The sequence below is a fragment of the Nocardioides ganghwensis genome, from assembly GCF_014779655.1.
GTDB lineage: Bacteria > Actinomycetota > Actinomycetes > Propionibacteriales > Nocardioidaceae > Nocardioides > Nocardioides ganghwensis.
Genome location: NZ_JACXYX010000023.1, coordinates 1 through 26,989, shown reverse-complemented (window position 1 = coordinate 26,989; position 26,989 = coordinate 1). Strand labels below are relative to the sequence as shown.

Below are 26,989 nucleotides of genomic sequence, written 5' to 3'. Positions count from 1 at the left end.
GTGCTCGCCCGTCGTTGTCACCCGCTAGCGTGGCGCGGTGCCCGACCACCGACCCTCCACCCCGCTCTCGCCGTGGCCCTTCGCGGGCCTGGTCGGCTTGGCGTGCGTCGCCTTCCTGATCGGCGCGACGAGCGTCGCGGTCGGGGCGCCGTGGTGGGCGATGCTCGGGCTGGCGCTCGTGTGGCTCGTCGCGCTGGCGCTCGCGATCGCATGGTTCACCCGCAGGCCGCGCGCGGTCGTGGTGCTGCCGATCGCGGTCGCGCTGATGTGGTTCGGCACCGTGGTGGGCGGCGCGCGCTACCTGGGGTGGAGCTGAGCAGCTCAGAACGTGTGCTCAGGGCCAGGGAAGGTGCCGCCGCGCACGTCGTCGGCGTACGCCCGTGCAGCGTCGAGCAGCACCCCGTGCACGTCGGCGTACTGCTTGACGAAGCGGGCCATCCGCCCCGTCCGCAGACCGAAGGCGTCCTGCCACACCAGCACCTGTCCGTCGCAGCCGGCGCCGGCGCCGATGCCGATGGTCGGGATGGTCAGCTCCTTGCTGATCCGCTCGGCGACGTCGCCGGGGACCATCTCCATGACGACGGCGAAGGCGCCCGCCTCCTGCACGGCGTGGGCGTCGGCGATGACACGGTCGCTCGCGTCGCCGCGGCCCTGCACGCGGTAGCCGCCGAGCGTGTGCTCGGACTGCGGGGTGAAGCCGATGTGCGCCATGACGGGGATGCCGCCCCGGGTGCACTTCTCGATCACGGGGGCCATCTCGGCGCCGCCCTCGAGCTTCACGCAGTGCGCGCCGGCCTCCTTCATGAACCGGACGGCGGTGAGGTAGCCCTGCTCGGGGGACGCCTGGTAGCTGCCGAACGGCAGGTCGCCGACGACCATGGCCCGCGTGACCGAACGCGCCACCGCGCGCGTCAGCGGCAGCAGCTCGTCGACCGTGACGGGCAGCGAGGTCTCGTTGCCGAGGACGTTGTTGGAGGCCGAGTCGCCGACCAGCAGGAGGTCGATGCCGGCCTCGTCGAAGGTGGCCGCGGTGTACATGTCGTAGGCCGTCAGCATGGTGATCTTCTCGCCGCGCTCCTTCATCTCCCGCAGGTGATGGGTGCGTACGCGCTTCACGGGCGCAGCAGGTGCTGCGGGACCGGAGCCGTAGGGGGCGGTCTCCTCGGACGGTGTCGTCATCGCTCGCTCCTCGTCATCTCGCAGCTCCCCGGTGGAGTCCACGGACCACGTTCAGGCTAGTCCGGAGCAGGGCGTACGGCGCTGTGGCGGTCGTCACCCCGGTGCACGGCGGTCACTGGAGCAGCGTGGTCGCGGGAGCCAGCCCCTGCTCCTGGACGTAGTCCTCGTCGTCGCCGCCGTAGCGCTTGCACGGCCCGCTGAAGCTGACCGCCCAGGCACCCGGCCCGCGGGCGGCGGAGGGCTGGAAGTCCAGGTCGACCTCGCCGCGGCTCACGCTCACGTGCCCGTCGACCTGGGTGCCGTCCTCGAAGCCGGCGTCGGTCAGCGCCGTACGGACGGCGTCGAGCTGCGCGGCGGCGTCACCCTCGGGCGCCGTGATCGTGCCGCCGCCCGAGTAGACGTGACCCACCCCGCTCGGGCAGGAGCCCCAGCCGCCGCCCACCTCGACCTCGGTGGCGCCGAGCGCCTGCTCGACGAGGGGGACGGCCTCGGAGACCGCGTCGACCACCTGCTTCTCCCGGTCGCGGGCCGGAACCTCGTCGGAGCCCAGGCTGCAGGACGTGGCGCTGACGACCAGGGCGACCAGCGTGAGGACGGTGAGCGTGGCGCGCATGGCAGTCACCGTAGCCCTCACGGCCAGTGGTCCGGCCACAGGTCGTCCCAGGCGTCGCGCACGCCCTCGTAGGTCTCGACCACGCCGTCACGGACGCCCTCGTAGGCCTCGACCACGGGTTCGACCACGTGGTGGTTCACCTCGCCGCCGACCCAGTCGTAGAGGTAGTCGTGGGCCTCCTGGGTGCGACCGCCGGTGTCCTCGACGGCATCGGTGTTGCCCGAGACGATGTTGGCCATGTTGACGAGCGCGGCGTTGTCGTGGGTGGCGCTGGGGTCGTCGAAGTAGTTGACATGGTTCTCCATGAAGCCGGTGGTGACCAGCCCGGTGCCGTGGAACTCCTGGCCGTTGTCGACGGCGAAGTTGATCGCGCCGAAGTCGTGCTGGGCCGGGTCGGCACCGAGCCCGAGGCTGTCGTCCCACGTCCCCGGGAACACGCCGTCCTCGCCGCCGAGCCACGAGACGGGGTCGTGGTCGGCGGCCCCCACGAACACCTGCCCGGTCGGCATGTTGAGGTCGGGGACGTGGTCCACGCCCTCGCTGGCGCCGGGACTGCCGATGAGGACGAGACTGTCGGCGTCCATGCCTCCGGCCGCGGCGTACGACGAGGTGGTCGAGCCGTAGCTGTGGCCGATCACCGTCAGGTGGGGCTGGTCCCCTGTGCTGTGGGTGCTGTTGAGGCCGTCGACGAACTGGGAGAGCGCGAGGCCGCCCGCCGCCGCGTTGGCCTCGGTGACCGTGTGGGACACGTCGCCGGCGGAGTCGCCGAGGTCCCACGGCCACATCGACTCGGGGTTGAAGTTGGGGGAGTCGTAGCCGATCCAGGCGATGGTGGACACCGAGCCCTCGCGGGGAGGCACCTCGGCGGCCATCTGGTTCACCGTCTCCTCGTAGAGGTTGAGGGCCTGGCTGCCGTTCTCGTCGATCTGGGTGCCGTCCTGCATGATGCCCGGTACGTAGACGGCTGTGTGGTCGGCGGTGTCCGGGTCACCGTAGGCGACGGCGGCGATGCCGTCGCCGCCGAACGCGTGCGGCTGGTAGGCCATGATGAAGGCGTCGACGTCGAGGCCGGCCCAGGTGGGGGACGAGGCCTGGTCGACGGCCTTCTGGATGGACTGGGCGTTCTCGAGCCAGCGCTGCTCCGACGCGCTGAGCGGGTCGCCGGCGGCCTGCTTGGCGAGGAGGTGCTCGAGGTCGCGCTGCACGGCGGCGGAGTTGGCCTCGTCCCGGTCGCCCGTGGGCACGCCATTGGTGTTGCCCACGAGGCCCGGGTCGCTGATGAGCAGGGCGTTGCGCTCGGCCTGGGACAGGCCGTTCCACCAGGCGTTGACCGCGTCGGTGTCGGTGCCGAGCCGGCGCAGCTCGGCGGCGAGCACCTCGGTGTCGGCGCGGGACGGGTCGGCGGCGGCCGTACGGCCCTCGGCGAGCTCGTCGACTGCCGCCAGGGCGCGTACGCAGCGCTGCTCGTCGGCGTCCACGCGGTCCCGCCAGGCCTGGAGGTCCTGGTGGTAGGTGTCGAAGGCCGCCCGCAGCTGGGCCGCCTCGGCCTGGAGGGCCGGGACCTGGTCCTCGGTGGCGGTCCCGATGCGCTGCAGCAGCGCCTCGCGGTCGCTGTTGAGGCGCTGGCGGCGCTCCATCAGCTCCTCGCGCTCGGTGCGGCGCCGGCGCATCTGGGTGAGGAACGCGTCGATCGCGAGCGCGCCGCGTTCGAGGGCGGCGCCGACCGCGTCGGTGTCGCGGGCGAAGCGGGTGACGGCGTGGTCGGCTGCGTCTGCCGCACTGCCGCTGAAGTCGGCGGGGGCACCGTTGGCGCGCGCCCAGTCGGCGACGTCGTCGACCGCGGTCGCGGCGGCGCGGACGTCGGTGAGCACGGCGCCGGAGGCCTCCGTCACCTGCAGCTCGGGCTCGGTCGGGAGCCAGGCCGGGACGGCGATCGTGGTCACGGGCCCACCGCCTGCACGGGCGTGGTGCCGCGGTCCTCCCACAGCAGCAGCTGCTGGGTGGCCTGCACGCTGTCCTGGTCGGTGAGGAGGAAGTCGTACATCGTCTGGGCCAGCGCGTCGGCGTGGCCTGACGCCTGGTCGCGCAGGGCGAGGGTGCGCTGCTCCCAGGTGGTGAGGAAGGCGTCGGCCGCGGCCTGCACCGCGTCGCCGAGGAGGGCCGGGTCGGCCTGGGCGAGGTTCTTGCGGGGGCCGTCGAGGCCCTCGGCCTGCTCCTCCCACGCCGTACGGGCCCTCTGGAGCGTGGCGGTCCACATCTGGAGCGTCACGGGGCGACCTCCTCGACGGCGCGGACCTTCGGGGTCCGCAGCGTGAGGACGAGCGAGGTGGGCCGCACGGTGCCAGCGGCCTCCGCCCCGTCGCGCCGGCGGGCGACGAGGCGTGGTCGGTCACCGGGGACGGGTCGCGCCTGCCAGCCGAGGTCGACGAGGCCCTGTCCGGTCGCCCGGAGGAGCGCGACGTTGTCGCCCCGCGCGAGGTCGTCGACCACCGCCACGGCCTCGTACCAGGTCTGGTCCCACTCGTCGGTGTGCCAGCGGTGGTCGCGCTGGACCGAACGGAGGGGGGTGTCGGAGCCGAGCCGCTCGAGCAGGTCGTCGAGGTCGCGCTCGAGGTCTCCGGCGAGGGCGTCTCGGCCCGGCGGGTCGACCTCGGGAGCACGGCGTGCGGGCGCGGCCTGCGGCAGCACGACGATGTCGACCTCGGGGTGTCGTTCGCGCAGCACGCGGAGCATGGGGTCGGCCTGGAGCGGATCGGGGGCACCCGGGCCGGTCGCGGGAGGCGTCATGGGGGTCTTCTTCCGTGACCGGGGCCCGCTCAAACCTCCCGCGCCGGACTACGGCCTGCGCCGCCGGGTCAGCGGGGGGAGACGCGCAGCACCCGGTCGCGGCCGCCGTTGTCGGTCGTGAGGAGCAGGTCGCCGTCGCGAGCGGAGGTGACCGACCGGAGGCGGCCCAGGCGGGCCAGCCGCCGCGGGCGGGTGACCGACCTCAGCTCGCCGTTGGCGTCGAAGCGGAGGAAGAGCACCTCGGACGCCTTCAGTGCCGCGACCGCGAGCGTCCCGTCCAGTCGTCCCCACTGGGGTCCGCTCACCCACGCGGCACCGGAGGTGGCGAGGGTCGGGCTGCCGGACGACCACGCCGCCTCCTGCTGCTCGCCGGGCAGCGACTGGTCCGTCATCGGCACCGACTCGTCGTAGCCCGGGACGGGGTTCCAGCCGTAGTCACCGCCTGCGACGAGGCGGTTGACCTCGTCGTCGCGGAAGCTGCCGTGCTCGACCGACCACACCGACCCGTCCGCCCGCTGGGCCAGGCCCTGCACGTTGCGGTGACCGTACGTCCACACGAACCGGCGGGCACTGCCCGCGTCGGCGAACGGGTTGCCGGGCATCGCGGCGCCCGTACGCCGGTGGACGCGCAGCACCTTGCCGCCCAGCGAGTCGAGGTCGCGCGGGTTGGCGCCGACGGCGGCGTCACCCGTGCCGACGTAGAGGGCGGCGCTGCCGCGGTCGAGCAGCAGCCGGCAGCCGCCGTGACGCCCCGACGTGGCGGGCAGACCCCCCAGGACGACCCGCGGCCTCGACAACGAGCGCCACCTGCGGTCGACCTTCCAGCGGGTCACCCTCACCTCGTTGCTGCGGCGGGGCGACGCACCGTGGCACGCCCACAGGGTCCGTCGGGCGGGGTCCACCGCGATCGACATCAGGCCGGTCTCGCCCGAGACCCAGACCCGCCGCGACAGGTCGGCCAGGGTGCGCCTCTTCCCCTTGCGCACGACGCTGAGCCGGGCGCGGTCGCGCTCGGACACGACGAGTCGCCCGCCGGGAGCCTGCTGGACGTCCCATGCGTGCTCGAGACCGCGGACGACGGTGCGTACGCGCAGCCGTGGGACGGCGGACGCGCCGCGGGGGTCCGGGCGCGCCTCCGTACGAACGTCGGCCGTCCCGGCACCGGGGTCGGCGACCGACGGCGGCAGGCCTGCGAGCAGGCCACAGGCGAGGGCGGCGAGGGACAGGGACACCGAGGTGGTGCGGAGGCTGTGGCGCACGAGCGAGACGCTACGGGCGGGTGGGCGCTCGGTAAAGGGGGCCCGTCAGCCTCGGCGGGTGGGGCGGGCGAGCTGGATCCCGACCCGCGTCGTGGCGTAGCCCAGGCGCGTGTTGAGCGACCGCATGGGCCCGTTGCCGTCCTGGGTCCAGGTGTACACCTCGGTGATGCCGTGGTCGGCCGCCCACGCCAGGGTGACGAGCTTGAGGTGCACCGCCAGGCCGCGGCCGCGCCAGTCGCTGCGGACGGCGGTGAGTCCGTTCTCGGCGCGGGCCGGCTGGTCGGGGTCGAGGCCCAGGCCCGCGCACCCGACCACCTCGCCGTCGTGGAGGGCGAGGAACATCGGGTCGCCGAGCCACGAGCGGACCCAGCTCTCGGGGGTGACGTCGAGAGGGGTGTCGACCGCGAACCCGGCGAGCGCCTCCAGCCCGAAGCGCTCGTACGCCGCCTCCCACAGGCCGGGACGGTCCTGCGCGGTGACGACCTCGATGCCGTCGGGGCGCGGCGTCGGCTCCACGGGCCCGTCGATCCGGAAGGTCTGCTCGACCTCGCGGTTGACCTCCTCGAACCCGTTGCGCCGGGCGAAGGCGAGGGACTCCTCGTCGTCGGCGCCGGCGCGCAGCATCGGGAACCCGAGGGTCTCGACGTGCTCGACGAGCCGGTGGAGCAGCGCCGTGCCGACGCCGCGCCTGCGGTGCTCGGGCAGGACCCGCGGGATCACGCTGCCGGAGGCGGCACTGTCCGCACGGTTGGCCATCCCGTGACCGACGACGACGCCGTCCTCGCGGGCCAGCACGAGCAGCCGCTCGGGGGTGTCGCCCTCGCGGAGCTCGGCGACGGACTGCGTGCGCTCGTAGGGGACCACGGCGATCCGCACCCGCCGCCAGGCGTCGTACTCCTCGTCGGTGACGCAGGGCGTGATCTCGAGTGCCATGACCGCACCGTAGAACGCGCCGACGAAGTGGTCCCAACCATTTGTGCCTCCGGTGCGGTTGAGTGGTCAGGACCGAGCGGGGGACGCGTGGACGAGCAGGGATTCACCGAGTGGGTGGGCGGGCGGCAACGCCAGCTGCTGCGCTCGGCCTACCTGCTCACCGGCGACCTGCACCGGGCCGAGGACCTCGTGCAGGAGGCGCTGACCAAGGTGGCGCTGCGCTGGTCGCGGCTCGCCGACGGCAACCCCACGGCGTACGCGCTGCGGATCATCGCGCGCGACAACATCTCGTGGTGGCGGCGACGCCGTGACGTGCCGACCGACCGGCTCCACGACGCAGGGGCGACGTCGGAGCCGGAGATCGCGCTCGTCGTGAGGGGCGCGCTCGCGCGGCTGACCCCGAACCAGCGTGCCGTGCTGGTGCTCCGGCACTTCGAGGACCTCACCGAGCGCGAGACCGCAGACGTGCTCGGCGTCTCGATCGGCACGGTGAAGAGCCAGAACGCCGCCGCCCTCGCCCGGTTGCGCACCGGCGCACCCGAGCTCCTCAGCCTCATCGGGAGGACGCCGTGAACGACCTGGACCAGCTGCTCCGCGAGGCGACGGACCACGTCGCGTCGCCAGACCTTGCCGGGCGGGCACTCGCCGAGGCCCACCGGCGGCGCGTACGGCGGACGGCGGTCGGGGCGCTCGCTGCGGTGGCCCTGCTCGGCGGGGGCGTGGCGTGGGCAGTGCAGGAGCCGACGCCGAAGGCGGGGGTGGTGGACACGCCGGTGCCGACGCCGACGGCCACGCCGTCGGCCGCCGACACGGATCCTGCGACGCAGCCGATCTGGGACCCGTTCACCGTCGTGGACGCGCCGCGCCGCCCCAGCACGTTGCCCGAGCAGATCGCTCCTCCGGCGGACGCGCCGAGCATCGCGGAGGCGCCGTTGCCGGACGTCGTGCTGGCCTGGCCGGAGGAGGGCGTCGACCTGCGCGTGCTCGCGACCAACGGCGAGTGGCGCTCGGTGCCGGGCACCGCGAACGCCATCCAGGGGACCTTCCGCGACGTCGTCAGCCCGGCGATCAGCCCGGACGGCGACCGGGTGGCGATGGCGGTCGACGCGGGCGTCCTGGTGGTCGAGGCGACGACCGGTGAGCAGAGCGTCGTGCCGTGGCCGCCGGAGCTGGCGGGTCCGGTCGACTCCCGCCCCGGGCTGCGCTGGCTGCCGGGGGACGAGGGCTTCGTCGTCCTGCACTGGAAACGCCCGTGGCTGGTGGGTCTCGACGGAACGGGGGAGCCGGCACCGTTCGGTGGGGCGTACGGCAGCGGTGTGATGGTGGACCCCGACGACGGCACGATCCGCGAACGCACCCGAGCGTACGGTCGGCTCCGGATGTGGAACTCCGCCGACGACGCGTCGTCGGTGTCGCTCGGCGGCTACGGAGAGCGCTACGTCACCCGCTCGGGCTGGTGGCCTACACCGGCAACCCGGGACCGGACGGCGTGGCACTGATGAGCGGTCCCGTCGTCGTCGATCCGGGCACGGGCGAGATCCTCGGGTACGCCCCGATCAAGGACCGCGACTCGGTCTACAGCGACAACGCCCACCTGACGGCGCTCGGCTTCGTCGACCCCGACACCGTGCTGCTGATGGTGACGCCGATGGACTTCCGGACCATGAGTCCCGAGGACGGCGTCACGCACCTGGTGTCGTGGGACTTCCGCACCGGCGACTTCGCGAGGCTGGGCAGTGGCGGGCCGGGAGTGCGATGGATCGCGGTTGCGCCGGACCTGCTGGACGGGGTCTCGTGACAGGACTTCGTCCTTCCTCGACCAGCGGTGCGGAGCCGGTTCCCTAGAGTGGCGGCGTGGACTTCTACTCGGCCTACGCCCAGGGCTTCGCGCGCGTCGCGGCGGTCACGCTGCCGGTGCACCTGGCCGACCCCCTCGCCAACGCCGCTGTCGTGATCGAGCAGGCCCGCGTCTGCCACGACGACCACGTCGCGGTGGCGGTGTTCCCCGAGCTGTGCCTGACCGGCTACTCCGTCGACGACCTGTTCCTCCAGGACACCCTGCTGGCGACGGCCGAGGAGGCCGTCGCCGAGATCGTCGCGGCCAGCGCCGACCTGATGACGGCGCTGGTCGTGGGCGCGCCGGTCGTGCAGGGCAACCGGGTCTACAACTGCGCGGTCGTCATCCACCGCGGCTCGATCCTCGGGGTGGCGCCGAAGTCCTACCTGCCCAACTACCGCGAGTTCTACGAGCGTCGCTGGTTCGCGCCCGGTGACGACCGCCAGCTGGAGTGGGTGACGCTGGCCGGGCAGGACGTCCGCTTCGGGCCCGACCTGGTCTTCCGCTGCCTCGACGTCCCCGGCCTCGACCTCCACGTCGAGGTCTGCGAGGACATGTGGGTGCCGGTGCCGCCCAGCGCCGAGGCCGCGCTGGCCGGGGCGACCGTGCTCGCCAACCTCAGCGGCTCGCCGATCACCGTCGCGCGCGCCGAGGACCGTCGGCTGCTGGTCCGCAGCGCGAGTGCACGGTGCGCGGCGGCGTACGTCTATGCGGCAGCGGGGCAGGGCGAGTCGACCACCGACCTCAGCTGGGACGGCCAGACGCTGGTCTACGAGTGCGGCTCGCTGCTCGGCGAGGGCGAGCGGTTCCCCGACGGGCCGCGCCGTACGGTCGTCGACGTCGACCTCGACCTGATCCGGCAGGAGCGGCTGCGGCAGGGCTCCTTCGACGACAACCGGCGCACGCACCACGAGCGGACCGACCGCTTCCGCACGGTGGAGTGGGAGCTCGAGCCCCCGGCCGGCGACATCGGGCTGCGGCGCAAGGTCGACCGCTACCCGTTCGTCCCCGACGACCCGGCCCGTCTCGAGCTCGACTGCTACGAGGCCTACAACATCCAGGTCTCGGGCCTCGAGCAGCGGCTCAACGCCATCGGCACGCCGAAGGCTGTGATCGGCGTCAGCGGCGGCCTCGACTCCACGCACGCGCTGATCGTGGCGTGCAAGGCCATGGACCGGCTCGGCCGGCCACGCAGCGACGTGCTCGCCTTCACGATGCCGGGCTTCGCGACCGGGGCGACCACCAAGTCGTACGCCACCCGGCTCTCGCAGGCGCTCGGCGTCACCTTCGAGGAGCTCGACATCCGGCCGACGGCCGAGCAGATGCTGAAGGACCTCGGCCACCCCTACGGCCGCGGCGAGAAGGTCTACGACGTCACGTTCGAGAACGTCCAGGCCGGCCTGCGCTACGACTACCTGTTCCGCCTCGCCAACCAGCGCGGCGGCATCGTCGTCGGCACCGGCGACCTGTCCGAGCTGGCGCTCGGCTGGTGCACGTACGGGGTCGGCGACCAGATGTCGCACTACACCGTCAACGCCGGCGTGCCGAAGACGCTCGTGCAGCACCTGATCCGCTGGGTGATCAGCCACGGGGAGTTCGAGCAGGCCGCCAACGACGTGCTCGTCGAGATCCTCCAGCAGGAGATCACCCCCGAGCTGATCCCGACCGAGGAGGGCACGAAGCCGCAGGCGACCGAGGACTCCGTCGGGCCCTACAACCTCCAGGACTTCACCCTGGCGATGGTGGTGCGGCACGGCTTCCGGCCGCGCCGGATCGCCTTCCTCGCCTGGCACGCGTGGAAGGACGCCGACGCGGGGGAGTGGCCGCCCGGGTTCCCCGACGACGCGCGGGTGGCGTACTCGCTCTCCGACGTGCGGTCGTGGCTCGAGGTCTTCGTGAAGCGGTTCTTCGCCAACCAGTTCAAGCGCTCGGCGCTGCCCAACGGCCCCAAGGTGAGCCCGAGCGGGACGATGAGCCCGCGCGGTGACTGGCGGATGCCCAGCGACGCCAAGGGCACGGCCTGGCTGGCCGAGATCGAGCGGGACGTGCCGGCCTCCTAGGGCGACCTGGAGGGGAAGTCCGACACTTCGAGGGGGTTGTGAAGGCCTCGAAGTGACGGACTCCCCGCTCGGGCGGGGACTCTGCCTTAGCGACCCCTTAACGGCCGGCTGGAGCGCGGTTAGCCGCGCCTCGACGAACCTCCTGTCATGACGCCACCACCGGCGTCGGACGACGAGGAGGAATCGTGCAGAAGAAGGCAGTCATCGGAGGCGTCGCCGCCGCGGCCGTCGTGGTCGGGCTCGGCTCCTGGTGGGCCGTCGGCAACGCCGTCGAGGCCCAGACCAGCGAGCGCGGCACGTGCGGCGGCGCGACCTGGGAGCTCAGCGCCGAGGCGGAGGACGGCGGCACCGAGGTGAGTGCGGAGCTGCAGTCGTCGGGCCCGGGCGAGGAGTGGCAGGTCGAGCTGACCCGCGGCGACACGTCGCTGCTCACCGGCACCCGCACCACCGACGAGGACGGCGAGATCGACGTCGACGCCTTCAGCGACGGCAACCCCGGCGACGCGACGTACACCGTCACCCTCACGCCCGCCGACGGTGAGCCCTGCACCGCGACGCTCGGCGCCTGAGCCCGAAACCCCCCACTCCGATCCACGCCGATCCACCCACCTGAGGAGACCCACATGAAGAAGACGCTCATCGCCGGCACCGCCCTCGCCGCCACCGCCGCGGCCGGCGCCACCGTCCTCGTCGCGGCGCCCGCCAGCGCCGACGTCGAGCGGCGCGGGACCTGCGCCGGCGCGACGTACGAGCTCGACGTCGACCGCGAGCGCGGTGGCTTCGAGGTCGACGCCGACATCGACAGGGCGCGCGCGGGCAGCGAGTGGCGGGTCACGATCCGCCACGACGGCACGGTCGCGACCTCGCGGGTCCTGCGCGCCGACGGCGAGGGCGAGCTCGACCTCGACACCTTCCGCCGCAACACCGCCGGGGAGGACACCTTCAGGCTGACAGTGACCCCCGCCGGCGGGTCGTCCTGCTCGCTGAAGGTCACGCTGCGCTGAGCAACCGGAGCCCGGGTCAGGCCGTCCGGAGGGAGACGGCGACCCGGGCTCCGCCCATGTCCGAGGGGCCCGTCGTGAGCCCGCCCCCGCACTCCGCGGCCGTACGGGACGCGATCGACAGGCCCAGCCCCGTGGAGCCGGCGCCGCTCTCCCCGCGCCCGGTGGCGTCCAGGCCGGCGGGCAGGCCGGGGCCGGCGTCCTCCACCACGAGCTCGACGAGGTCGGGTGCCGCAGTCAGCGTGATGCGTACGGCGGCGTCGTCGGGGGTGTGGGAGAAGACGTTGTCGAGGAGCACGTCGACGAGCGCCTCCAGGTCGGCGCGGCTGGCGCGCAGGAGCGGCCCCGCCGGGGCCAGGTCGAGGTCGTAGGCCCGGCCCTGGTCCTCGGCGAGCGGCGCCCAGTGGCGTACGCGCTCGGAGATCACCGCGACCGCGTCGGTGCGTGGGTCGAGCCCCTCGCGCTCGGACCGGCGGGCCTCGCGGACGATCTCGTCGACGGTGGCCTGCAGGGCGTCGAGGTCACCGCCGAGGCGTTCGCGCAGGTCGGGGTCGTCGACGGTCTCGACGCGCAGGCGGAGCGCGGTGACCGGGGTGCGCAGCCGGTGGGACAGGTCGGCGACGTTCTCGCGCTCGCGCGCCAGCAGCAGCTGGATGCGCCCGACCAGCCGGTCGACCGCCCCGGCGAGCTCCTGCACCTCGGGCGGCCCGGTCACCGACGCGACGGGGGCCACCGGCGCGACGGTGCTCGTGCTCCCCAACGACTGGGTGTGGTCGGCCAGCTGCCGGATCGGCTGCACGAACGACCGCCCGAGCCGGTCGACCACGACGAGGGACCCGGCCAGCAGCGCCAGCGCGAGCAGGCCCAGCAGCCCCCAGGCCACGCCGACCACCGAGTCGAGACCGGGCTCGTCGACGACGACCCGGATGACGGGGGTCAGCGAGGGGAGCGCGGAGTTGCCGCCGCGCGAGACCGGGACGAGGATCTGCGACCCGCCCGGGACGTCGTCGACGCGCGCACGGCCGGTGTTGCGGGCGTCGAGCACGAGCCCGTCCTGCCCGCGGTCGGGACCGATCTCCACCCCGTTGGGGTAGAGCACGGTCACCCGGGTGTGCTCGCGGGCGTCGTTGAACCGGTCGACGTACTGCCCGACCGCACCGGCGTCCTGCCCGGACACCACGGTCTCGACGGCCTGCACCTCCAGCGCTGCGCGCGCCAGCCGGTCCTCGAGGGCGTAGCTCCGCACCAGGATCGCCATCGGCACGAGCATCGCCAGCAGCACCATCGAGACGGCCGCGGCCGCGGTGACCAGCAGGCTGCGGCGCACCTCAGCCGTCCCCGTCCCCGGCGTCCGGCGCTGCGAGCCGTACGCCGACGCCGCGCACCGTGGTCAGGTAGCGCGGGGCGGCGGCGGTCTCGCCGAGCTTGCGGCGCAGCCACGACAGGTGGACGTCGACGGTCTTGTCGGAGCCACCCCACGGCTGGCGCCACACCTCGACCAGCAGGTCGCGCTTGGTGACCACCTCGCCCGGCCGCTCGGCGAGGTGGGCGAGCAGGTCGAACTCGCGCGGCGTGAGGTCGACCTCTGCGCCGTCGAGGTGCACGCGGCGCCCGGCGAGGTCGACGGTCAGGTCGCCGACGGCGATCGTGGCGGGTCGCTGCCTGCCCGCCTCCACCCGGCGCAGGACGGCGCGGACGCGGGCGTCGAGCTGGGCGCTGGTGAACGGCTTCACGACGTAGTCGTCGGCGCCGGCGTCGAGCGCCCCGACGAGCGACGGGTCGTCCGCCCGGGCGCTGGCGATGATCACCGGCACCTGGCTCACCGCCCGCAGCATCGAGAGCACCTGCGTGCCGTCGACGTCGGGGAGGCCGAGGTCGAGCACGACCAGGTCGGGGGCGGAGTCCACGGCCAGCTGCAACCCGGACATCCCGGTGGGGGCGGACGTGACGGTGTGCCCGCACTCGCGCAGCCCGCGCACCAGCAACGGCCGGATCCGGTCGTCGTCCTCGATGATCAGCACCTCGGCCACGCCGCGACCGTACCGCCCGCTGCCGCGCCGGCCGCACGCCTTAACCGCGCCTTAACCCTCACCTCACCTCGCGCTGACACGGGGGAGGGCACGATGGGCGGGTGAGACGTCGGATGCTGCTCGTGGGCCTGTGGGCCGCGACCACCGTCGTCGCGGTGGTCGCCGGGGTCCTCGCGGTCTCCACCGTCGGCGCCACCATCCGCGACCGGGGACCGGTCGGCGACGAGGTCGCGCGCGACGTGTCGGTGCAGGCCACCTCCGTGCCCGAGCCCGACGGGCCGGCGGTGTCGGACGAGATCGCGGGGGAGTGGGGCGCCTTTCTGGTCGAGTGCCGGGACACGTGGGCCTACGGCGTCGGCGTACGCCCCGACAAGGACGACGGCTGGCGCATCGTCAGCTGGGAGAAGGGGCCCGACGACGACGTCGACGCCGTCTTCAGCGACGGCCGCAACTCCGTCGACCTCGAGGTCTTCTGCAACCGCGGCCGCCCCACCCTGGCCGAGCTCGAGCGCAACACCCTCGGCGACGACGACTGAACCATCCGGATCCGGTGCAACCTCCACGACGTGGGCTGCGTCCAGTCAGCGACAGACACCACACGGGGAGACAGACATGACCATCCGCACCACCCAGCTCACGTCGACGATCGCCGGCGCCGCCCTGCTCGCGGGATCGCTGGCCGCCACGGCACCCTCCGCCCACGCGCAGGTCCAGGACCGCGCGGCGGCGCGTACGACCCTCACGTTCACCGTCGACGACTGCGAGGGCTGCCAGGTCCAGCTCGTCAACGCCCGCAGCACCCTCGACGCCGACGTCGTCCACGTCTGGCAGTCCCAGGCCAAGGAGGTGCGCGACGGCCGGGTCACGTTCCGCGTCGCGACGAGGCGTACGTGGGGGATGTCCGTCACCGTCCGCGCCCCGTGGGAGGGCCACACCGGCTACGCCACGACCGTCGCGTGGCGCTACAACGGCGAGGGCGTCGGCGACACCGTCACCCTCGAGGAGGCCGTGACGAAGAGGAAGGCGTCCGCCTGCTGGGAGGGCGTACGCAGCCGCGAGGTGACCGTCCCGCTCGTCGTCGAGAAGGTCCGCGTGGACGGCGTGAGGAAGAAGGTGGCCGGCAGCATCGCCTTCGTGCCGACGACCCAGAGCTGGCTCCCGCCGATGCGCGAGGTCTGGGGCGGCGTCCTCGGCTCGCAGGACGTCAACATCTGCCGTTAGATCCGGATGCCGACTCCGGGGCCGACGTCGGCTCCGGTGAGGTAGAACACCGTGAGCACCGTGACCCAGGAGATCCAGAAGGGGACGACGAACGGGATCATCCGGGAGATGACGGTGCCGAGTCCGGCCTCGGGCTCGTAGCGCTTGAGCATCACCAGGAAGATCCAGATGTAGGGGTTCATCGGGGTGATGACCTGGGTGGCGGAGTCGCCGACGCGGAACGCGGCCTGCACGAACCCGGGCTCGTAGCCCAGCAGCGCGAACAGCGGCACGAAGACCGCGCCCATCAGCGTCCACATGGACGACCCGCTGACGATGAACAGGTTGAGCACCGACGCCAGCAGGATGAAGCCGAGGATGGCGGGATAGCCGGTCAACCCGATCGACTCGAGCCCGTCGGCGCCTGCGACGGCGAGCGCCGAGCCGACGTTGGTCCAGTTGAAGAGTGCGATGAACTGCCCCAGCATGAACGCCAGCACGATGAAGGCGGCCATGTCCTTGATGCCCAGGCCCATCACCTTCGGCACGTCGGCGGCCTCGCGCAGCGACCCGCTCACGAAGCCGTAGGCCAGCGCGGGGCCGAGGAACAGCACGAAGACGATGAAGACAGTCGAGTCGAGCAGCGGGGACTCGGGCAGGAAGGCGCCGTCGTCGTTGCGCCACGGCGACCCACCGGGGAGCACGGCGGCCACGACGACCGCCGCCAGGACGAGGAACACCAGCCCGGCGACCCGCAGTCCGCGTCGTTCGGCCGGCTCGAGGTCGGGCGAGAGCTCGGTCGGGGTCGCGCGCAGCGCCGGCGCCACGTCGTCCTCGGCCGCGGGAGCACTCTCGAGCGTCGCACCGGCGTCCTCCTGGTCGACCATGTCGACCGGCGCGCCCTCCCGGACCAGCCGGGGCTCGACGAGCCGGTCGATCACGAGGCCGGCGACGAGGGCCAGCACGACCGAGGAGACCATGTTGAACCACAGGTTCGAGACAGGGGTCACCGCTGCACCGGCCTGCGGCAGGGCGCCCGTGACCGAGCTGGTGATGCCGGCGAAGAGCGCGTCGAGACTGGTGACGAGCATCGAGGTCGAGTAGCCCGCGCCGACCGCGGCGAATCCGCCGACGAGGCCCGCGATCGGATGCCGGCCAGCGGCCTTGAACACCATCGCCGCCAGCGGCGGGACGACGATGAAGGCGGCGTCGGCCATCACCGACGCGTTCACGCCGACGAAGCCCACCGCGTACGGCAGGAGCCAGCGCGGCGCCGAACCGAGGCTGGCCCGGATCGCCGCGGAGAGCAGGCCGGTGCGTTCGGCGACGGTGACGGCGAGCAGGATCGTCACGACCGTCACCAGCGGCGGGAAGCCGATGAAGTTGGCGCCGAGGTTGACCGTCAGCCAGGCGAGGCCCTCGCCGGTGAAGAGCCCGCGCACGACGGTCTCCTCCTCCGCGCCCGGGATGGTCACCGAGGTGCCGGCGAGCTGCAGTGCGGTGGAGATGACGCCGACGAGCAGGAACAGGCCGAGGAACAGCAGGAATGGGTCGGGGAGACGGTTGCCGACGCGCTCCACGGCCGCGAGGGCCCGGTCGGTGCGCGACGTCGGGGTGGCGGTGGTCGTCATCGTCAGACCTCCCCGAAGTAGGACGGGACGTCGACGGCGCCGCCGGCGGCCTCGAAGTCCGCGGCCGCCGCGCGGCGCAGGTCCGGGTCGCACAGCCAGTCCGCCGACACGGCCGCCAGGGCCCAGGCGGAGTCGAGCACGACCCGGTCCGCCTCCTCGCTGACGGCGGCCTCGGCGAACACGCGGGTGTGCAGGGACAGGTCGGCGTCGGTGATCCGCACCATCGCGTGCACGCCCGGCATGCGGTAGGAGACGTTGCCGAAGTCGGTCGACCCGGCGAACATGCGTGGCACCACGCCCGGCGGGAGGACCGTACGCCCGCGCTGGCCGTAGCGGGTCGTCCAGGCGGCGGCCAGCGGCCCGTTGCCGCGGACGGGGAGGTAGGCCGGGGCCTCGTCCCACGAGAGCTCGACCCCGCAGCCGGTCATCAGGGCCGCGCCCCGCGCGATGTCGCCGAGCCGGTCGCTCAGGACGGCGAGGCCCTCGGGGTGCTCGCTGCGCAGGTAGAACAGCATCTCGGCGTGCTCGGGGATGACGTTGGGGCGTTCGCCGCCGGCGGTGACGACCCCGTGCACGCGGTCGGTCGGCGGCATCTGCTGGCGGTGCAGCCCCACGCCGGTGTACATCAGGTTGACCGCGTCGAGGGCGTTGCGGCCCATGAACGGCTGGGCCGACGCGTGCGAGGTCACGCCGGTGAACGTGGCCCGGAGCTGGCGGCGGCCGAGGAAGAGCGGCTCGGCGATGTCATAGGTGAACGGGTGCACCATGAGGGCGGCGTCGACACCGTCGAAGGCGCCGTGGCCGGCCATGATCTCCTTGCCGCCGCCACCCTCCTCGGCGGGCGTGCCGAGCCAGACCACCCGGCCGGGGAGCCGGTCCCGGACGGCGGCGAGGGCGAGGAACGCGCCCAGGCCGGCCGTGGCGATCACGTTGTGGCCGCAGCCGTGGCCGATGCCCGGCAGGGCGTCGTACTCCGAGAGCACCGCGATGGTGGGGCCGCCGGGGTCGCCGATCTCGGCGCGCAGTGCGGTGGGCAGGCCGTGGGCCTCCCGGACGACCTCGATGCCCCGGGCCTCGACGAGGTCGGCGAGGGCTGCCGCGGAACGGTGCTCCTCGAAGGAGACCTCCGGGTGGGCGGACAGGTCGTGGCTCGCGGCCAGCAGGGTCGGGCCGAGGTCGTCGACCGCGTCGCGGACTGCGCCGAGGAGGTCCTCGTCCGCACCGGCCGTGGTGGCCTCCGGGGCGCGGGCCGTACGGGCCAGTCGTGCGGTCTCCTCGGCCAGGTGGGCGAGGAGGAACCCGTCCGGCGGCGTGGGTGCGGTGGTGTCCGAGGGCAGGTGATGGGTGGGGTTCATCGTGCAGCGTCCCTTTCCCGTGGTGAGCGGGCCCGAGTCGGGCGGCTGGTCCGGCGACGGTAACACCACCGGTGCCCCCTAGGCTGTGGGCCATGGGCAAGCAAGAGGACTTCGTACTCCGCGCGCTCGAGGAGCGTGACGTCCGGTTCGTCCGGCTGTGGTTCACCGACGTGCTGGGCTTCCTCAAGAGCGTGAGCGTGGCCCCGGCCGAGCTGGAGAACGCCTTCGAGGAGGGCATCGGCTTCGACGGGTCGGCCATCGAGGGCTTCGCCCGCGTCTACGAGTCCGACATGCTCGCCCACCCCGACGCCTCGACGTTCCAGATCCTGCCGTGGCGCACCGGCGACGACGGCGGACCGGCGACGGCCCGGATGTTCTGCGACATCGTGATGCCCGACGGCAGCCCGTCGTACGCCGACCCGCGGCACGTCCTCAAGCGCACGCTCAGCAAGGCGGCCGATCGCGGGTTCACGTTCTACACGCACCCCGAGATCGAGTTCTACCTGTTCAAGGACATGCCCGGGAAGGGCGACGAGCCGCAGCCGGTCGACCGCAGCGGCTTCTTCGACCACACCGCGCAGTCGCGCGGCGCCGACTTCCGCCGCGAGGCGATCACGATGCTCGAGGCGATGGGCATCTCGGTGGAGTTCAGCCACCACGAGGGCGGGCCCGGCCAGCAGGAGATCGACCTGCGCTACGCCGACGCGCTCACCACCGCCGACAACATCATGACCTTCCGCACCGTCATCCGGGAGGTGGCCCTCGGCCAGGGCATCTGGGCCTCCTTCATGCCCAAGCCCTACACGACCCACCCGGGCTCGGGCATGCACACGCACGTGTCGCTGTTCGAGGGCGACCGCAACGCCTTCTTCGAGGCCGGTGCCGAGTACCAGCTGTCGAAGACCGGACGCCAGTTCATCGCGGGCATCCTGCGCCACGCGAGCGAGATCAGCGTCGTCACCAACCAGTGGGTCAACTCCTACAAGCGCCTGCTCGGCGGCGGCGAGGCCCCGTCCGGGGTGTGCTGGGGCCACAACAACCGGTCCGCGATGGTCCGGGTCCCGATGTACAAGCCCAACAAGGGCCAGTCGACCCGCATCGAGCTGCGCACCATCGACGCCGCCTGCAACCCCTACCTCGCCTTCGCCGTCGTCCTGGGCGCCGGCATGAAGGGCATCGAGGAGGGCTACGAGCTGCCGCGCGAGGCCGAGGACGACGTCTGGTCGCTCACCGAGCGCGAGCGCAAGGCGCTCGGCATCACGCCGCTGCCGCGCAGCCTGTGGGACGCGATCGGCATCGCCGAGGACTCCGAGCTCCTCGCCGAGACGCTGGGTGAGCACGTCTTCGACTTCTTCCTGCGCAACAAGCGCGCGGAGTGGGAGGAGTACCGCACCCAGGTCTCCGCCTACGAGCGCGACCGGATGCTGCCGGTCCTCTGAGATGGCGGGTCCCCGCATCCTGGCCGTCGAGCACGAGGACTCCTGCCCGCCCGCCCTGTTCGGGGACTGGCTGGTCGGCGCCGGGTGCGTGCTGGAGGTGTGCCGGCCGTACGCCGGTGACGCGCTGCCGGCGCTGACGGCGTACGACGGGGTGCTCGTGCTGGGCGGGGAGATGGGTGCGAACGACGACGACGCACACCCGTGGCTGGCGCCGCTCAAGGCGGGCACCCGTGACGCGGTGGAGCACGGGACGCCGCTGCTGGGGATCTGCCTGGGGCACCAACTCGTCGCCGCCGCGCTGGGAGGCGTGGTCGAGCCCAACCCGCGCGGTCAGACCGTCGGGCTCCAACCGGTCGGCTGGACCGAGGAGGCGGCCGCGGACGACTGGGTCGGCGGGCACGTCGCGGGACGTCCCGGCGGCGTGCGGGCGATCCACTGGAACAACGACGTCGTGGTGACGCTCCCCGAGGGTGCCGTGGTGCTCGCGCGCTCGCCGGGTGGCGAGGTGCAGGTCGCGCGCTTCGGCCCGCGCGCGTGGGGCATCCAGGCCCACCCCGAGGCCGACGCCGGCATCATCCGGCGGTGGGTCGAGACCGACCGGGAGGACGAGGTGGCGCGCGGCTTCGACGAGGGGTCCGTGCTCGCGGCCATCGAGGAGGCGGGGCCCGCGCTCGCGGCGTACTGGCAGCCGCTGGCGGCCCGCTTCGCGGCCATCGCGGCAGCCCACACGGTGGAGGCGGGGCGATGAGCTCGAGTGGTTCCTACGTGCGCAAGGGGTTCGTCGACGGCGCCGCAGCCGCGCGCGGCATCGAGCGGCTCGGTGACGCCGGCCGTCCGCTGACCGACAAGCTCGCGGCGACCGCGGACCCCGACGCCGCCCTCGAGGGCCTGCTGCGCCTCGCCGAGGTGCTCGACGAGGACGTCGAGGGCGCGGGCCGCGAGATGCTCGCGGAGGTGGCCGACGACGAGGGCACGGCCATGCGGCTGTGCAGCGTGCTGGGCGCGAGCGCCGCCCTCACCCACCACCTCGTCCGCCACCCCGAGCACTGGCGCGAGCTCACCGACCCGACGCTGGGCACCACCCGCCCCCCGGCGTACGCCGTGCGCGAGGCGATGCTGACCGCCGTGGGCGCCGACCCCCACGCCGCCGAGCCGGTCGCGGGGCTGCCGGACGCGGAGGCGGTCGACGCGTTGCGGGTGGAGTACCGCCGGATCCTGCTGCGGCTCGCCTCGCGCGACCTCGCCCACCACGTCGGCATCGACGACGCCGCCGCCGAGATCTCCGACCTCGCCGCCGCGACGCTCGACGCAGCCCTGGCGATCGCCCGGGCGCGGGTGGGGGAGACCGCGCGCGCCGCGCGGCTCGCCGTGATCGCGATGGGCAAGTGCGGCGGCCACGAGCTCAACTACATCTCCGACGTCGACGTGGTCTTCGTCTACGAGCCCGCTGCCTCGGAGTCCGGGGAGGTCGACGACGGCACCGCGCTGCGGGCGGCGACACAGCTCGCCTCGCAGCTGATGCGGATCTGCTCCGACCACACGCGCGAGGGCACCATCTGGCCGGTCGACGCCAACCTGCGCCCCGAGGGAAGCCAGGGCCCGCTGGTCCGGACGCTGGCCAGCCACCAGGGCTACTACGAGAAGTGGGCCAAGACCTGGGAGTTCCAGGCGCTGCTCAAGGCCAGGCCGGTGGCCGGCGACCCCGACCTGGGCCGGCGCTACTGCGAGATGGTCGCCCCGCTGGTGTGGAGCGCGGCCGAGCGGGACGGCTTCGTCGCCGACGTCCAGGCGATGCGGCGCCGGGTGATCGACCACATCCCCGCCCACGAGGCCGAGCGCCAGCTCAAGCTCGGGTCCGGCGGGCTGCGCGACGTCGAGTTCGCGGTGCAGCTGCTCCAGCTGGTCCACGGACGGGCCGACACCTCCCTCCGCGAGGGCGCGACCCTCAGTGCGCTGGCCGCGCTGACGCAGGGCGGTTACGTCGGCCGCGAGGACGGCGAGCGGCTCCACGAGGCGTACTCCTTCCTGCGCACGCTGGAGCACCGCATCCAGCTGCACCAGCTCCGGCGTACGCACGTGGTCCCCGAGGACGAGGCCTCCCTGCGGCGGCTCGGTCGCTCGCTCGGCCACCTGTCGGAGCCGGCCGCGCAGCTCGACAAGCAGTGGCGCTACCACCGCCGCGAGGTGCGCCGGCTCCACGAGAAGCTCTTCTACCGGCCGCTGCTGGGCGCCGTCGCCAAGCTGGCGGGCCCCGAGGCCCGGCTGTCGCTGGAGGCCGCCGAGGAGCGCCTGGCCGCGCTCGGCTACGCCGACCCCCGGGCAGCGCTGCGCCACCTCGAGGCGCTGACCAGCGGGGTCTCGCGCACCTCCGACATCCAGCGGACCCTGCTGCCGGTGCTGCTGGAGTGGTTCGCCGACTCGCCCGACCCCGACGCAGGGCTGTTCGGGTTCCGCCGGATCAGCGAGAGCCTGGGGCGTACGCCGTGGTACCTCACGATGCTGCGCGACGAGGGGGAGGTCGCCCAGCGGCTCGCCGCCATCCTCGGCACGTCGCGCTACGCCACGGACCTGCTCGAGCGGGAGCCGCAGGGCGTGAAGATGCTGGGGGAGTCGCTCGTCCCGCTGAGCGCCGAGGCCGTGCTCACCGAGATGCAGGCGCTGGTCGAGCGGGCCGAGACGCCCGAGGCCGCGGCCGTCGCGGTGCGGGCCGTGCGCCGCCGCGAGCTGCTGCGCATCGCGTGCGGCGAGCTCGTGGCCGGCACCGACGTCGCCCTGGTCGGGCAGGGCCTGAGCCGGCTCACCGACGCGACCCTGCAGGCCACGCTCGACATCGCCACCGAGTCCGTACGCCGCCAGCGCGGCCTCGACGCCGCGCCGAGCCGGATCGCGGTCATCGCGATGGGACGCTACGGCGGGTTCGAGCTCTCCTACGGCAGCGACGCCGACGTGATGTTCGTGCACGAGCCGGTCGAGGGCGTCGAGGCCCAGACCGCGTCGTCCTTCGCGACGGCGGTGGTCTCGGAGCTGCGGCGGCTGCTGTCGCTGCCGGCCAGCGACCCGCCGCTGGAGGTCGACCCCGACCTGAGGCCGGAGGGCAAGAACGGCCCTATGGTGCGCACCGTGGAGTCGTACGCCGCCTACTACGCGAAGTGGTCGTCGGTGTGGGAGTTCCAGGCCCTGCTGCGCGCCGACGCGGTGGCCGGCGACGAGGCCCTGCGCGCCCGGTTCACCGAGCTGATCGACCCGCTGCGCTTCCCGGCCGACGGCCTGCCGGACGCCGACGTGGTGGAGGTGCGGCGCATCAAGGCCCGCGTCGACGACGAGCGACTGCCCCGGGGAGCCGACCGGCACACCCACCTCAAGCTCGGCCGTGGCGGGCTGGCCGACGTCGAGTGGACGGTCCAGCTGCTCCAGATGCGCCACGCGGGCCGGGTCGTGGAGCTGCGGACGCCGCAGACGCTCCCCGCCCTGGAGGCGGCCGCCGCGGCCGGGCTGATCACCGCGGAGGACGCCGGGACGCTCGCCGAGGCGTGGCGGCTGGTGAGCCGGGTCCGCAACGCCGTGACGCTCGTGCGGGGCAAGCCGTACGACCAGCTGCCGCGCGATGCTCAGGAGCGGGCCGCGGTCGCCGGGGTGCTGGGCTATCCGCAGGGCTCGTCGGACCAGATGGTCAACGACTACCTCCGCACGACCCGCCGGGCGCACGCGGTGGTGGAACGGGTGTTCTGGGAGTGAAGCGCATGACTTCACTCGTGACGGGATGAAGCAATGTTCTTCAATGTTGGACAAATGAAGCGATGACCTTCACGATAGGTGGATGACCGCCGTCGCCACCCTCATCGGGGACATCGTGGGCTCGCGAGCCTCGCAGGACCGGGGCGACCTGCACCAGCGACTGGGGAGCGTGCTCGCCGAGGTGAACGACATGGTCTCGCCCGTACGCCGTCTCTGGATCACCGCGGGCGACGAGTACCAGGGCACGTTCGCCACCGTGGGGGAGGCCGTGCGGGCCACGCTGCTCGTCCGGGTGCGGCTGTGGCCGACCTACGACGTCCGCCACGGCATCGGCTGGGGCGAGACCACGGTGCTGGACGAGGCGGGCATCGAGGACGGCCCGGGCTGGTGGGCCGCTCGCGCGGCGATCGACGCGGCCGAGCGCGCCGCCGACACGCCGGCGCAGAGGTGGCTGCGCACGGCGTACGTCGTGGCCGACGGGGCGGTGGGTGGTGCCGACCCCGCTCTGGTGAATGCCGGTCTGGTCCTGCGCGACGAGCGGGTCAGCGGCCTGTCGGAGCGCTCGGTGTCGGTGCTGCGTGGTCTGCTGTCCCACGAGACCCAGCGCGACCTCGCCGAAGCGCTGGGGATCAGTGCGTCCGCGGTGTCACAGCGGGTGCGCGCCGACGGGCTGGCGGCGATCGTCGCGGCCCACGACCTGCTGGCCCCGGAAGGAGACCGATGAGCTGGCTCGGGATCCTGCTGATCGGGTTCGCCGTCACCGACCTCACCCACGCGGTCCGCCGTACGCGCTACCTGCCCGAGTGCGTCGGCGCCCTCGCGGCGCTCGTCGTGGGGGTGCTCGCCGGGCTCACCTCCGGGCGCGACGTCGTCGCGCTGCTGGTGATCGCGGTCGTCGTCCTCCTCTGGGGGCTGACGGTGACGTGGGGCTTCGGCCACCCGGGGCCCAAGCCGGCGCGCGTGCCGCTCGGGCTCTTCGTCGTCGCGCTCGTCGCCGCGGTCGCGTGCTCGGGCCTCGCACCCGAGGCGGGCGGACAGCTCGGGCGCTGGCTCGACTCGGTGACGCTGCCGGCGCTCGAGGGCCTGGAGGCCGACCGCTTCCTGCTGCTGCTCGGCGCCTTCGCGATCCAGCTCTCCACGGGCAACGTGCTGGTCCGGCTGGTCCTCAAGTCCACCGGCACCATCAACCCGCGCGCCGACGGCCAGATGCCGCCGACGCAGCTCAAGGGCGGGCGCCTGCTCGGCCCGCTCGAGCGGGTCTTCATCCTCGCCCTCGCGCTCGGTGGCCAGGTCACCGCGGCCAGCGTGGTGGTGGCGGCCAAGGGGCTGCTGCGCTTCCCCGAGCTGTCCTCGCGCGACGAGCAGCAGACGGTCCACGAGATGACGGAGTACTTCCTGCTCGGGTCGTTCGCGTCGTGGCTGGTGGCGCTCGGGGCGTTCGTGCTGGTCTCGTGAGCGGCACCGCCGCCTTGGCCGCCTGGCCCGGATGTCGCGGTTCCCGTTGCCGGACTCGCGTCATGGCAGCACACTCAGTGCATGAGTGACCGGCGAACCACCCGCGCGCGGCGCCAGCGGCGACCATGGTCGATCTTCGGCGCGGTGTCCGCAGCCGTGCTGGGCGCGTGCGTCGTCGCGACGGTCCGGTCGAGTGGTGCTGCCGACGCGGGCGTCGTCCTGCTGGGCGGCCTGATCGTGACCGGCATCGCGGCAGCGCTCGTGTCCTCGGTCGTCTCGCCACCTCCTGACGGCGCCGGAACCGGACGCGCCATGACCGGCGGCTTCGAGGGCGGGAGCGTCGGCGACCTCAGCGGTGGCGGTGGTGGGGACTGCTGAGGGTGATGGCGTGGCCGCTGCTCCTGTGACGCAAGGAGGCGAGCTGATTCCTCTCCGGCCGGCGCGGCAGCCTCAGGCGCCTGCCCGGAGGGCTTCGGCGATCGCGGGGAGGACCATCTTGTAGGCCCGTCCGCTCAGGTGGAGGCCGTCACTGACGAAGGCGTCGGGCCCGAGGGGCGCGATGATGCGCTCTGCACGTACGACCTGGGTGCCGGCAAGGTCGCAGACGGAGATCGCGGCGTCCCGGTACTGGTCGAGGGCCGCGTTCGTCCGGTCGCCCGACCTTGTCAAGCGGGACTCGTCGACACCACGACGAGGTCGTCCTCCCGAACGCCCGCGCTGGTCGCCTGCACGATGAGGTCCAACGCGGAAGCGCCACCCTCCGCGGCGTTGCAGACCTCCGGACCCAGCACCGGCAGGTCGCGCCGGACCCTCGCGAGGTGGCTGTCCCCCAGGCACACGATGCGCATGGCGTCACGCTATCCGGGCTGTCGTCAGGCCACGTAGAGGTCGACACCGGGTGGCGCCTCGAGGATCATCCGGGCCTTCTCGGGGTGGATGCACTGGCGTGACCGGTAGCCCGCATGGGTCTTCCAGCGGTGATGTCGTCGGCCGAGGGGGCCGGAGTTGTGGCTGCCGGTCTGGTCCGGCGGAGGTTCTCGAGTGTCATCCCCGTGCTGGTAGGGGGTGGGGTGGTCGAGGTCGACTCTCCTGCTGGTGGAGGTGGCGAAGGTCCAGTAGTCGCCGCCGGTGACGAGGTGGATCTGGTCGCGGAGGGCCTCGGGGTGCTCGTAGGCGGTGCAGCGGACTCGGGACGAGAGGTCCTTGACCGGTTGCACCTTGACGGTGTGGTGGCGCAGGAGCTCGGCGAGGCGGGTGAGGGTGAGGGGGCCGAGGCCCTCGACCCGGGCCACGCCGTGGCCAGTGTGCAGGGCTGCTTCGTGGAGGTGGACGTGGAGCACGGCCTTCGGCTTCAGCGGGGAGAGGTCCATGTCGAGGAGAGCGCCGAGGGGGTCGGCTGGGAACGCGTACGCGCGAGAGGGGGGAGCCTCCGGCTGCCCGGGCACGGGCTCGGTCGCGGTCGCGGTCTCTGTCTCGGCGTGCTCGAGCAGCAGGGTGAAGAGCTCGGCGGGGCGGGCGAGCCAGCCGAAGGCCAGGGCGCGCAGCTCGTCGGGGTGGGCCTCGGGGTGACGGGGCGCGATGATCTCCGCGACGCGGTGCACGGTCGCGTCCACCGCGGTCGCGTCGCCGGCCTCGAGGCGGGCGATGAGGGTGCGCAGGCCGTGCTCGTCGGTGCGGCCGAGGCCGAGGTAGCGGCGGCGGCGCTCGTCCTCGCAGCGCTCCTCGTGGAGGTCGGGGTCGGCCTCGATGATCTTGGCCTCGGCGACCTGCAGCACCCGGCCGGCGGACTCGCGGGAGATCATCCGGGAGATGGCAAGGTCGACGACGCCGACGTTGTCGCGCGAGAGGTGGCGGGAGAGCTTCGCGATCCGGCGGGCGGTCCAGGGCTCGCACTCGCCGCGGCGGCAGACCGCCCAGGTCAGGGGGAGGCGGTGCTGGAGGTCGAGGACGTCGGCGTTGGAGGTGGCGGTGACGCCGGTGCTGCGGGCGAGGGCGATCTCACCGAGACAGAAGTCCTGCACGCCGGGGGTGCCGTCGCCCCCGAGCTGCCTGAGGACGTTTCCGCCCCGGCGGGCGACGTGCCCGTCGGGGCCTTCGGTGGGATCGGTGGAGTGGCTCGCCGCCCAGGCGGCAAGGACCTCGAGCTTGTGGACCTCGCCGAGCCGGGCGGTTCGTTCGGCCTCGGTCGCGGCGGCGAGGAGCCCGGTCGCGTCGAGGTCGGTGAGGTCGGTGGTCATGGGTCGATCCTAGGGAAGGCAACCGACAGTCTGACCTGCGCGGATGGATCTGTGGAGAACTGTTTTCGAACAGACGGTCGAGAGTCTCGACACGCCGCTCGCTGCGCTCGCGCGCGAGTTCAACCGGCTGTTGCAACGAGCCTCTTGTTGAGGGCCTGGCCGGGAGTCTGCCACTCGAGAGTCTTGCGTGGTCTGGTGTTGAGCTTTAGCGCGACGGCCTCGCAGTCGGTGTCGGTGA

The 26,989-nt window shown here is 73.2% G+C and carries 29 protein-coding genes and 1 pseudogene; 15 read left to right on the top strand and 15 right to left on the bottom strand.

The window, feature by feature from the left end; genetic code table 11:
- Positions 1-37 precede the first annotated feature (37 nt).
- Positions 38-316: a hypothetical protein gene (locus IEZ24_RS19985; protein ID WP_129456820.1), complete on the top strand. Its 279-nt coding sequence runs from the start codon at positions 38-40 to the stop codon at positions 314-316.
- Positions 317-321: 5 nt separating this feature from the next.
- Here the strand turns inward: IEZ24_RS19985 and panB are convergent, their stop codons facing one another.
- From panB to IEZ24_RS19950, 7 genes are all read right to left on the bottom strand, one after another.
- On the bottom strand, positions 322-1,179 hold the full coding sequence (gene panB, locus IEZ24_RS19980; protein ID WP_129456821.1) for a 3-methyl-2-oxobutanoate hydroxymethyltransferase: 858 nt from the start codon (positions 1,177-1,179) through the stop codon (positions 322-324).
- Positions 1,180-1,291: 112 nt separating this feature from the next.
- Positions 1,292-1,792, bottom strand: a complete 501-nt coding sequence (locus tag IEZ24_RS19975; protein WP_129456822.1) for a hypothetical protein — start codon at positions 1,790-1,792, stop codon at positions 1,292-1,294.
- Positions 1,793-1,809: 17 nt separating this feature from the next.
- Positions 1,810-3,735 carry an alpha/beta hydrolase gene (locus tag IEZ24_RS22485; protein ID WP_129456823.1) on the bottom strand — a complete coding sequence of 642 codons (1,926 nt, stop codon included), beginning with the start codon at positions 3,733-3,735 and terminating at the stop codon, positions 1,810-1,812.
- Positions 3,732-4,061 (bottom strand): hypothetical protein, encoded by a 330-nt coding sequence (locus IEZ24_RS19965; RefSeq protein WP_129456824.1) that lies wholly within the window; start codon positions 4,059-4,061, stop codon positions 3,732-3,734. The genes IEZ24_RS22485 and IEZ24_RS19965 overlap by 4 nt, the downstream gene beginning before the upstream one ends.
- Positions 4,058-4,579, bottom strand: a complete 522-nt coding sequence (locus IEZ24_RS19960; RefSeq protein ID WP_129456825.1) for a hypothetical protein — start codon at positions 4,577-4,579, stop codon at positions 4,058-4,060. Before IEZ24_RS19960 ends, IEZ24_RS19965 begins: the two co-directional genes overlap by 4 nt.
- 68 nt (positions 4,580-4,647) lie before the next feature.
- The gene (locus IEZ24_RS19955) at positions 4,648-5,838 is read right to left on the bottom strand and encodes a PQQ-dependent sugar dehydrogenase (protein ID WP_129456826.1); all 1,191 of its coding nucleotides are present in this window, start codon (positions 5,836-5,838) and stop codon (positions 4,648-4,650) included.
- 45 nt (positions 5,839-5,883) lie between these two features.
- Positions 5,884-6,771, bottom strand: coding sequence for a GNAT family N-acetyltransferase (locus IEZ24_RS19950; protein ID WP_129456827.1), 888 nt, complete (start codon positions 6,769-6,771; stop codon positions 5,884-5,886).
- An 87-nt stretch (positions 6,772-6,858) separates the two neighbouring features.
- Between IEZ24_RS19950 and IEZ24_RS19945 the strand changes: the two genes are divergently transcribed.
- From IEZ24_RS19945 to IEZ24_RS19920, 6 genes are all read left to right on the top strand, one after another.
- A complete protein-coding gene (locus tag IEZ24_RS19945; protein ID WP_129456828.1) occupies positions 6,859-7,344 on the top strand; it encodes a SigE family RNA polymerase sigma factor in 486 nt (161 codons plus the stop codon).
- A complete protein-coding gene (locus tag IEZ24_RS19940) occupies positions 7,341-8,270 on the top strand; it encodes a hypothetical protein (RefSeq protein ID WP_129456829.1) in 930 nt (309 codons plus the stop codon). Before IEZ24_RS19945 ends, IEZ24_RS19940 begins: the two co-directional genes overlap by 4 nt.
- The gene (locus IEZ24_RS19935) at positions 8,270-8,569 is read left to right on the top strand and encodes a hypothetical protein (RefSeq protein ID WP_129456830.1); all 300 of its coding nucleotides are present in this window, start codon (positions 8,270-8,272) and stop codon (positions 8,567-8,569) included. The genes IEZ24_RS19940 and IEZ24_RS19935 overlap by 1 nt, the downstream gene beginning before the upstream one ends.
- Positions 8,570-8,625: 56 nt before the next feature.
- Positions 8,626-10,668 (top strand): NAD(+) synthase, encoded by a 2,043-nt coding sequence (locus IEZ24_RS19930; protein WP_129456831.1) that lies wholly within the window; start codon positions 8,626-8,628, stop codon positions 10,666-10,668.
- Positions 10,669-10,853: 185 nt separating this feature from the next.
- On the top strand, positions 10,854-11,237 hold the full coding sequence (locus tag IEZ24_RS19925; RefSeq protein ID WP_129456832.1) for a hypothetical protein: 384 nt from the start codon (positions 10,854-10,856) through the stop codon (positions 11,235-11,237).
- A gap of 54 nt (positions 11,238-11,291) precedes the next feature.
- Positions 11,292-11,672 (top strand): hypothetical protein, encoded by a 381-nt coding sequence (locus tag IEZ24_RS19920; RefSeq protein ID WP_129456833.1) that lies wholly within the window; start codon positions 11,292-11,294, stop codon positions 11,670-11,672.
- Positions 11,673-11,688: 16 nt separating this feature from the next.
- On the opposite strand, the gene IEZ24_RS19915 is transcribed toward IEZ24_RS19920, so the two are convergent.
- The gene (locus tag IEZ24_RS19915; protein WP_129456834.1) at positions 11,689-12,996 is read right to left on the bottom strand and encodes a sensor histidine kinase; all 1,308 of its coding nucleotides are present in this window, start codon (positions 12,994-12,996) and stop codon (positions 11,689-11,691) included.
- A gap of 1 nt (position 12,997) precedes the next feature.
- A complete protein-coding gene (locus IEZ24_RS19910; protein ID WP_129456835.1) occupies positions 12,998-13,699 on the bottom strand; it encodes a response regulator transcription factor in 702 nt (233 codons plus the stop codon).
- Positions 13,700-13,800: 101 nt separating this feature from the next.
- Here IEZ24_RS19910 and IEZ24_RS19905 point away from each other — a divergent pair, with 101 nt between their 5' ends.
- Complete coding sequence (locus IEZ24_RS19905) at positions 13,801-14,235, top strand: hypothetical protein (protein WP_129456836.1); 435 nt, start codon at positions 13,801-13,803, stop codon at positions 14,233-14,235.
- A gap of 76 nt (positions 14,236-14,311) precedes the next feature.
- Entirely contained in the window at positions 14,312-14,920 is a 609-nt protein-coding gene (locus IEZ24_RS19900) for a hypothetical protein (RefSeq protein WP_129456837.1), read from the top strand.
- Here IEZ24_RS19900 and IEZ24_RS19895 read toward each other — a convergent pair.
- Entirely contained in the window at positions 14,917-16,530 is a 1,614-nt protein-coding gene (locus IEZ24_RS19895; protein WP_129456838.1) for an AbgT family transporter, read from the bottom strand. The two genes, IEZ24_RS19900 and IEZ24_RS19895, sit on opposite strands and share 4 nt — an antisense overlap.
- A 2-nt stretch (positions 16,531-16,532) precedes the next feature.
- The gene (locus tag IEZ24_RS19890) at positions 16,533-17,885 is read right to left on the bottom strand and encodes a M20 family metallopeptidase (RefSeq protein WP_129456839.1); all 1,353 of its coding nucleotides are present in this window, start codon (positions 17,883-17,885) and stop codon (positions 16,533-16,535) included.
- A 92-nt stretch (positions 17,886-17,977) separates the two neighbouring features.
- Here IEZ24_RS19890 and IEZ24_RS19885 point away from each other — a divergent pair, with 92 nt between their 5' ends.
- The 6 genes from IEZ24_RS19885 (at position 17,978) to IEZ24_RS19860 (ending at position 24,892) form a co-directional block, all read left to right on the top strand.
- Entirely contained in the window at positions 17,978-19,324 is a 1,347-nt protein-coding gene (locus IEZ24_RS19885) for a glutamine synthetase family protein (RefSeq protein WP_129456840.1), read from the top strand.
- A gap of 1 nt (position 19,325) precedes the next feature.
- The gene (locus IEZ24_RS19880) at positions 19,326-20,072 is read left to right on the top strand and encodes a type 1 glutamine amidotransferase (RefSeq protein ID WP_129456841.1); all 747 of its coding nucleotides are present in this window, start codon (positions 19,326-19,328) and stop codon (positions 20,070-20,072) included.
- A complete protein-coding gene (locus IEZ24_RS19875; RefSeq protein WP_129456842.1) occupies positions 20,069-23,059 on the top strand; it encodes a bifunctional [glutamine synthetase] adenylyltransferase/[glutamine synthetase]-adenylyl-L-tyrosine phosphorylase in 2,991 nt (996 codons plus the stop codon). The genes IEZ24_RS19880 and IEZ24_RS19875 overlap by 4 nt, the downstream gene beginning before the upstream one ends.
- A gap of 82 nt (positions 23,060-23,141) precedes the next feature.
- The gene (locus tag IEZ24_RS19870; RefSeq protein WP_129456843.1) at positions 23,142-23,783 is read left to right on the top strand and encodes a SatD family protein; all 642 of its coding nucleotides are present in this window, start codon (positions 23,142-23,144) and stop codon (positions 23,781-23,783) included.
- Positions 23,780-24,514, top strand: coding sequence for a hypothetical protein (locus IEZ24_RS19865; RefSeq protein WP_129456844.1), 735 nt, complete (start codon positions 23,780-23,782; stop codon positions 24,512-24,514). Before IEZ24_RS19870 ends, IEZ24_RS19865 begins: the two co-directional genes overlap by 4 nt.
- An 81-nt stretch (positions 24,515-24,595) precedes the next feature.
- Positions 24,596-24,892 carry a hypothetical protein gene (locus IEZ24_RS19860; protein ID WP_129456845.1) on the top strand — a complete coding sequence of 99 codons (297 nt, stop codon included), beginning with the start codon at positions 24,596-24,598 and terminating at the stop codon, positions 24,890-24,892.
- Between the two features lie 72 nt (positions 24,893-24,964).
- Here IEZ24_RS19860 and IEZ24_RS19855 read toward each other — a convergent pair whose 3' ends face one another.
- From IEZ24_RS19855 to IEZ24_RS22620, 4 genes and pseudogenes are all read right to left on the bottom strand, one after another.
- Entirely contained in the window at positions 24,965-25,183 is a 219-nt protein-coding gene (locus IEZ24_RS19855) for an SGNH/GDSL hydrolase family protein (protein WP_129456846.1), read from the bottom strand.
- Positions 25,180-25,362 carry a hypothetical protein gene (locus IEZ24_RS19850; RefSeq protein WP_129456847.1) on the bottom strand — a complete coding sequence of 61 codons (183 nt, stop codon included), beginning with the start codon at positions 25,360-25,362 and terminating at the stop codon, positions 25,180-25,182. The genes IEZ24_RS19855 and IEZ24_RS19850 overlap by 4 nt, the downstream gene beginning before the upstream one ends.
- A gap of 24 nt (positions 25,363-25,386) precedes the next feature.
- Positions 25,387-26,751 carry a hypothetical protein gene (locus tag IEZ24_RS19845; protein WP_129456848.1) on the bottom strand — a complete coding sequence of 455 codons (1,365 nt, stop codon included), beginning with the start codon at positions 26,749-26,751 and terminating at the stop codon, positions 25,387-25,389.
- A 119-nt stretch (positions 26,752-26,870) separates the two neighbouring features.
- A pseudogene (locus IEZ24_RS22620) lies at positions 26,871-26,989 on the bottom strand (IS30 family transposase); the annotation flags it as partial.

Coding starts and splice junctions, on each gene's coding strand:
- IEZ24_RS19880 (WP_129456841.1), top strand. CDS start 19,326: ATGGCGGGTCCCCGCATCCTGGCCGTCGAGCACGAGGACTCCTGCCCG.
- IEZ24_RS19920 (WP_129456833.1), top strand. CDS start 11,292: ATGAAGAAGACGCTCATCGCCGGCACCGCCCTCGCCGCCACCGCCGCG.
- IEZ24_RS19935 (WP_129456830.1), top strand. CDS start 8,270: ATGAGCGGTCCCGTCGTCGTCGATCCGGGCACGGGCGAGATCCTCGGG.
- IEZ24_RS19900 (WP_129456837.1), top strand. CDS start 14,312: ATGACCATCCGCACCACCCAGCTCACGTCGACGATCGCCGGCGCCGCC.
- IEZ24_RS19875 (WP_129456842.1), top strand. CDS start 20,069: ATGAGCTCGAGTGGTTCCTACGTGCGCAAGGGGTTCGTCGACGGCGCC.
- IEZ24_RS19890 (WP_129456839.1), bottom strand. CDS start 17,885: ATGAACCCCACCCATCACCTGCCCTCGGACACCACCGCACCCACGCCG.
- IEZ24_RS19845 (WP_129456848.1), bottom strand. CDS start 26,751: ATGACCACCGACCTCACCGACCTCGACGCGACCGGGCTCCTCGCCGCC.
- IEZ24_RS19850 (WP_129456847.1), bottom strand. CDS start 25,362: ATGCGCATCGTGTGCCTGGGGGACAGCCACCTCGCGAGGGTCCGGCGC.
- IEZ24_RS19870 (WP_129456843.1), top strand. CDS start 23,142: ATGACCGCCGTCGCCACCCTCATCGGGGACATCGTGGGCTCGCGAGCC.
- IEZ24_RS19975 (WP_129456822.1), bottom strand. CDS start 1,792: ATGCGCGCCACGCTCACCGTCCTCACGCTGGTCGCCCTGGTCGTCAGC.
- panB (WP_129456821.1), bottom strand. CDS start 1,179: ATGACGACACCGTCCGAGGAGACCGCCCCCTACGGCTCCGGTCCCGCA.
- IEZ24_RS19885 (WP_129456840.1), top strand. CDS start 17,978: ATGGGCAAGCAAGAGGACTTCGTACTCCGCGCGCTCGAGGAGCGTGAC.
- IEZ24_RS19860 (WP_129456845.1), top strand. CDS start 24,596: ATGAGTGACCGGCGAACCACCCGCGCGCGGCGCCAGCGGCGACCATGG.
- IEZ24_RS19950 (WP_129456827.1), bottom strand. CDS start 6,771: ATGGCACTCGAGATCACGCCCTGCGTCACCGACGAGGAGTACGACGCC.
- IEZ24_RS19865 (WP_129456844.1), top strand. CDS start 23,780: ATGAGCTGGCTCGGGATCCTGCTGATCGGGTTCGCCGTCACCGACCTC.
- IEZ24_RS19895 (WP_129456838.1), bottom strand. CDS start 16,530: ATGACGACCACCGCCACCCCGACGTCGCGCACCGACCGGGCCCTCGCG.
- IEZ24_RS19960 (WP_129456825.1), bottom strand. CDS start 4,579: ATGACGCCTCCCGCGACCGGCCCGGGTGCCCCCGATCCGCTCCAGGCC.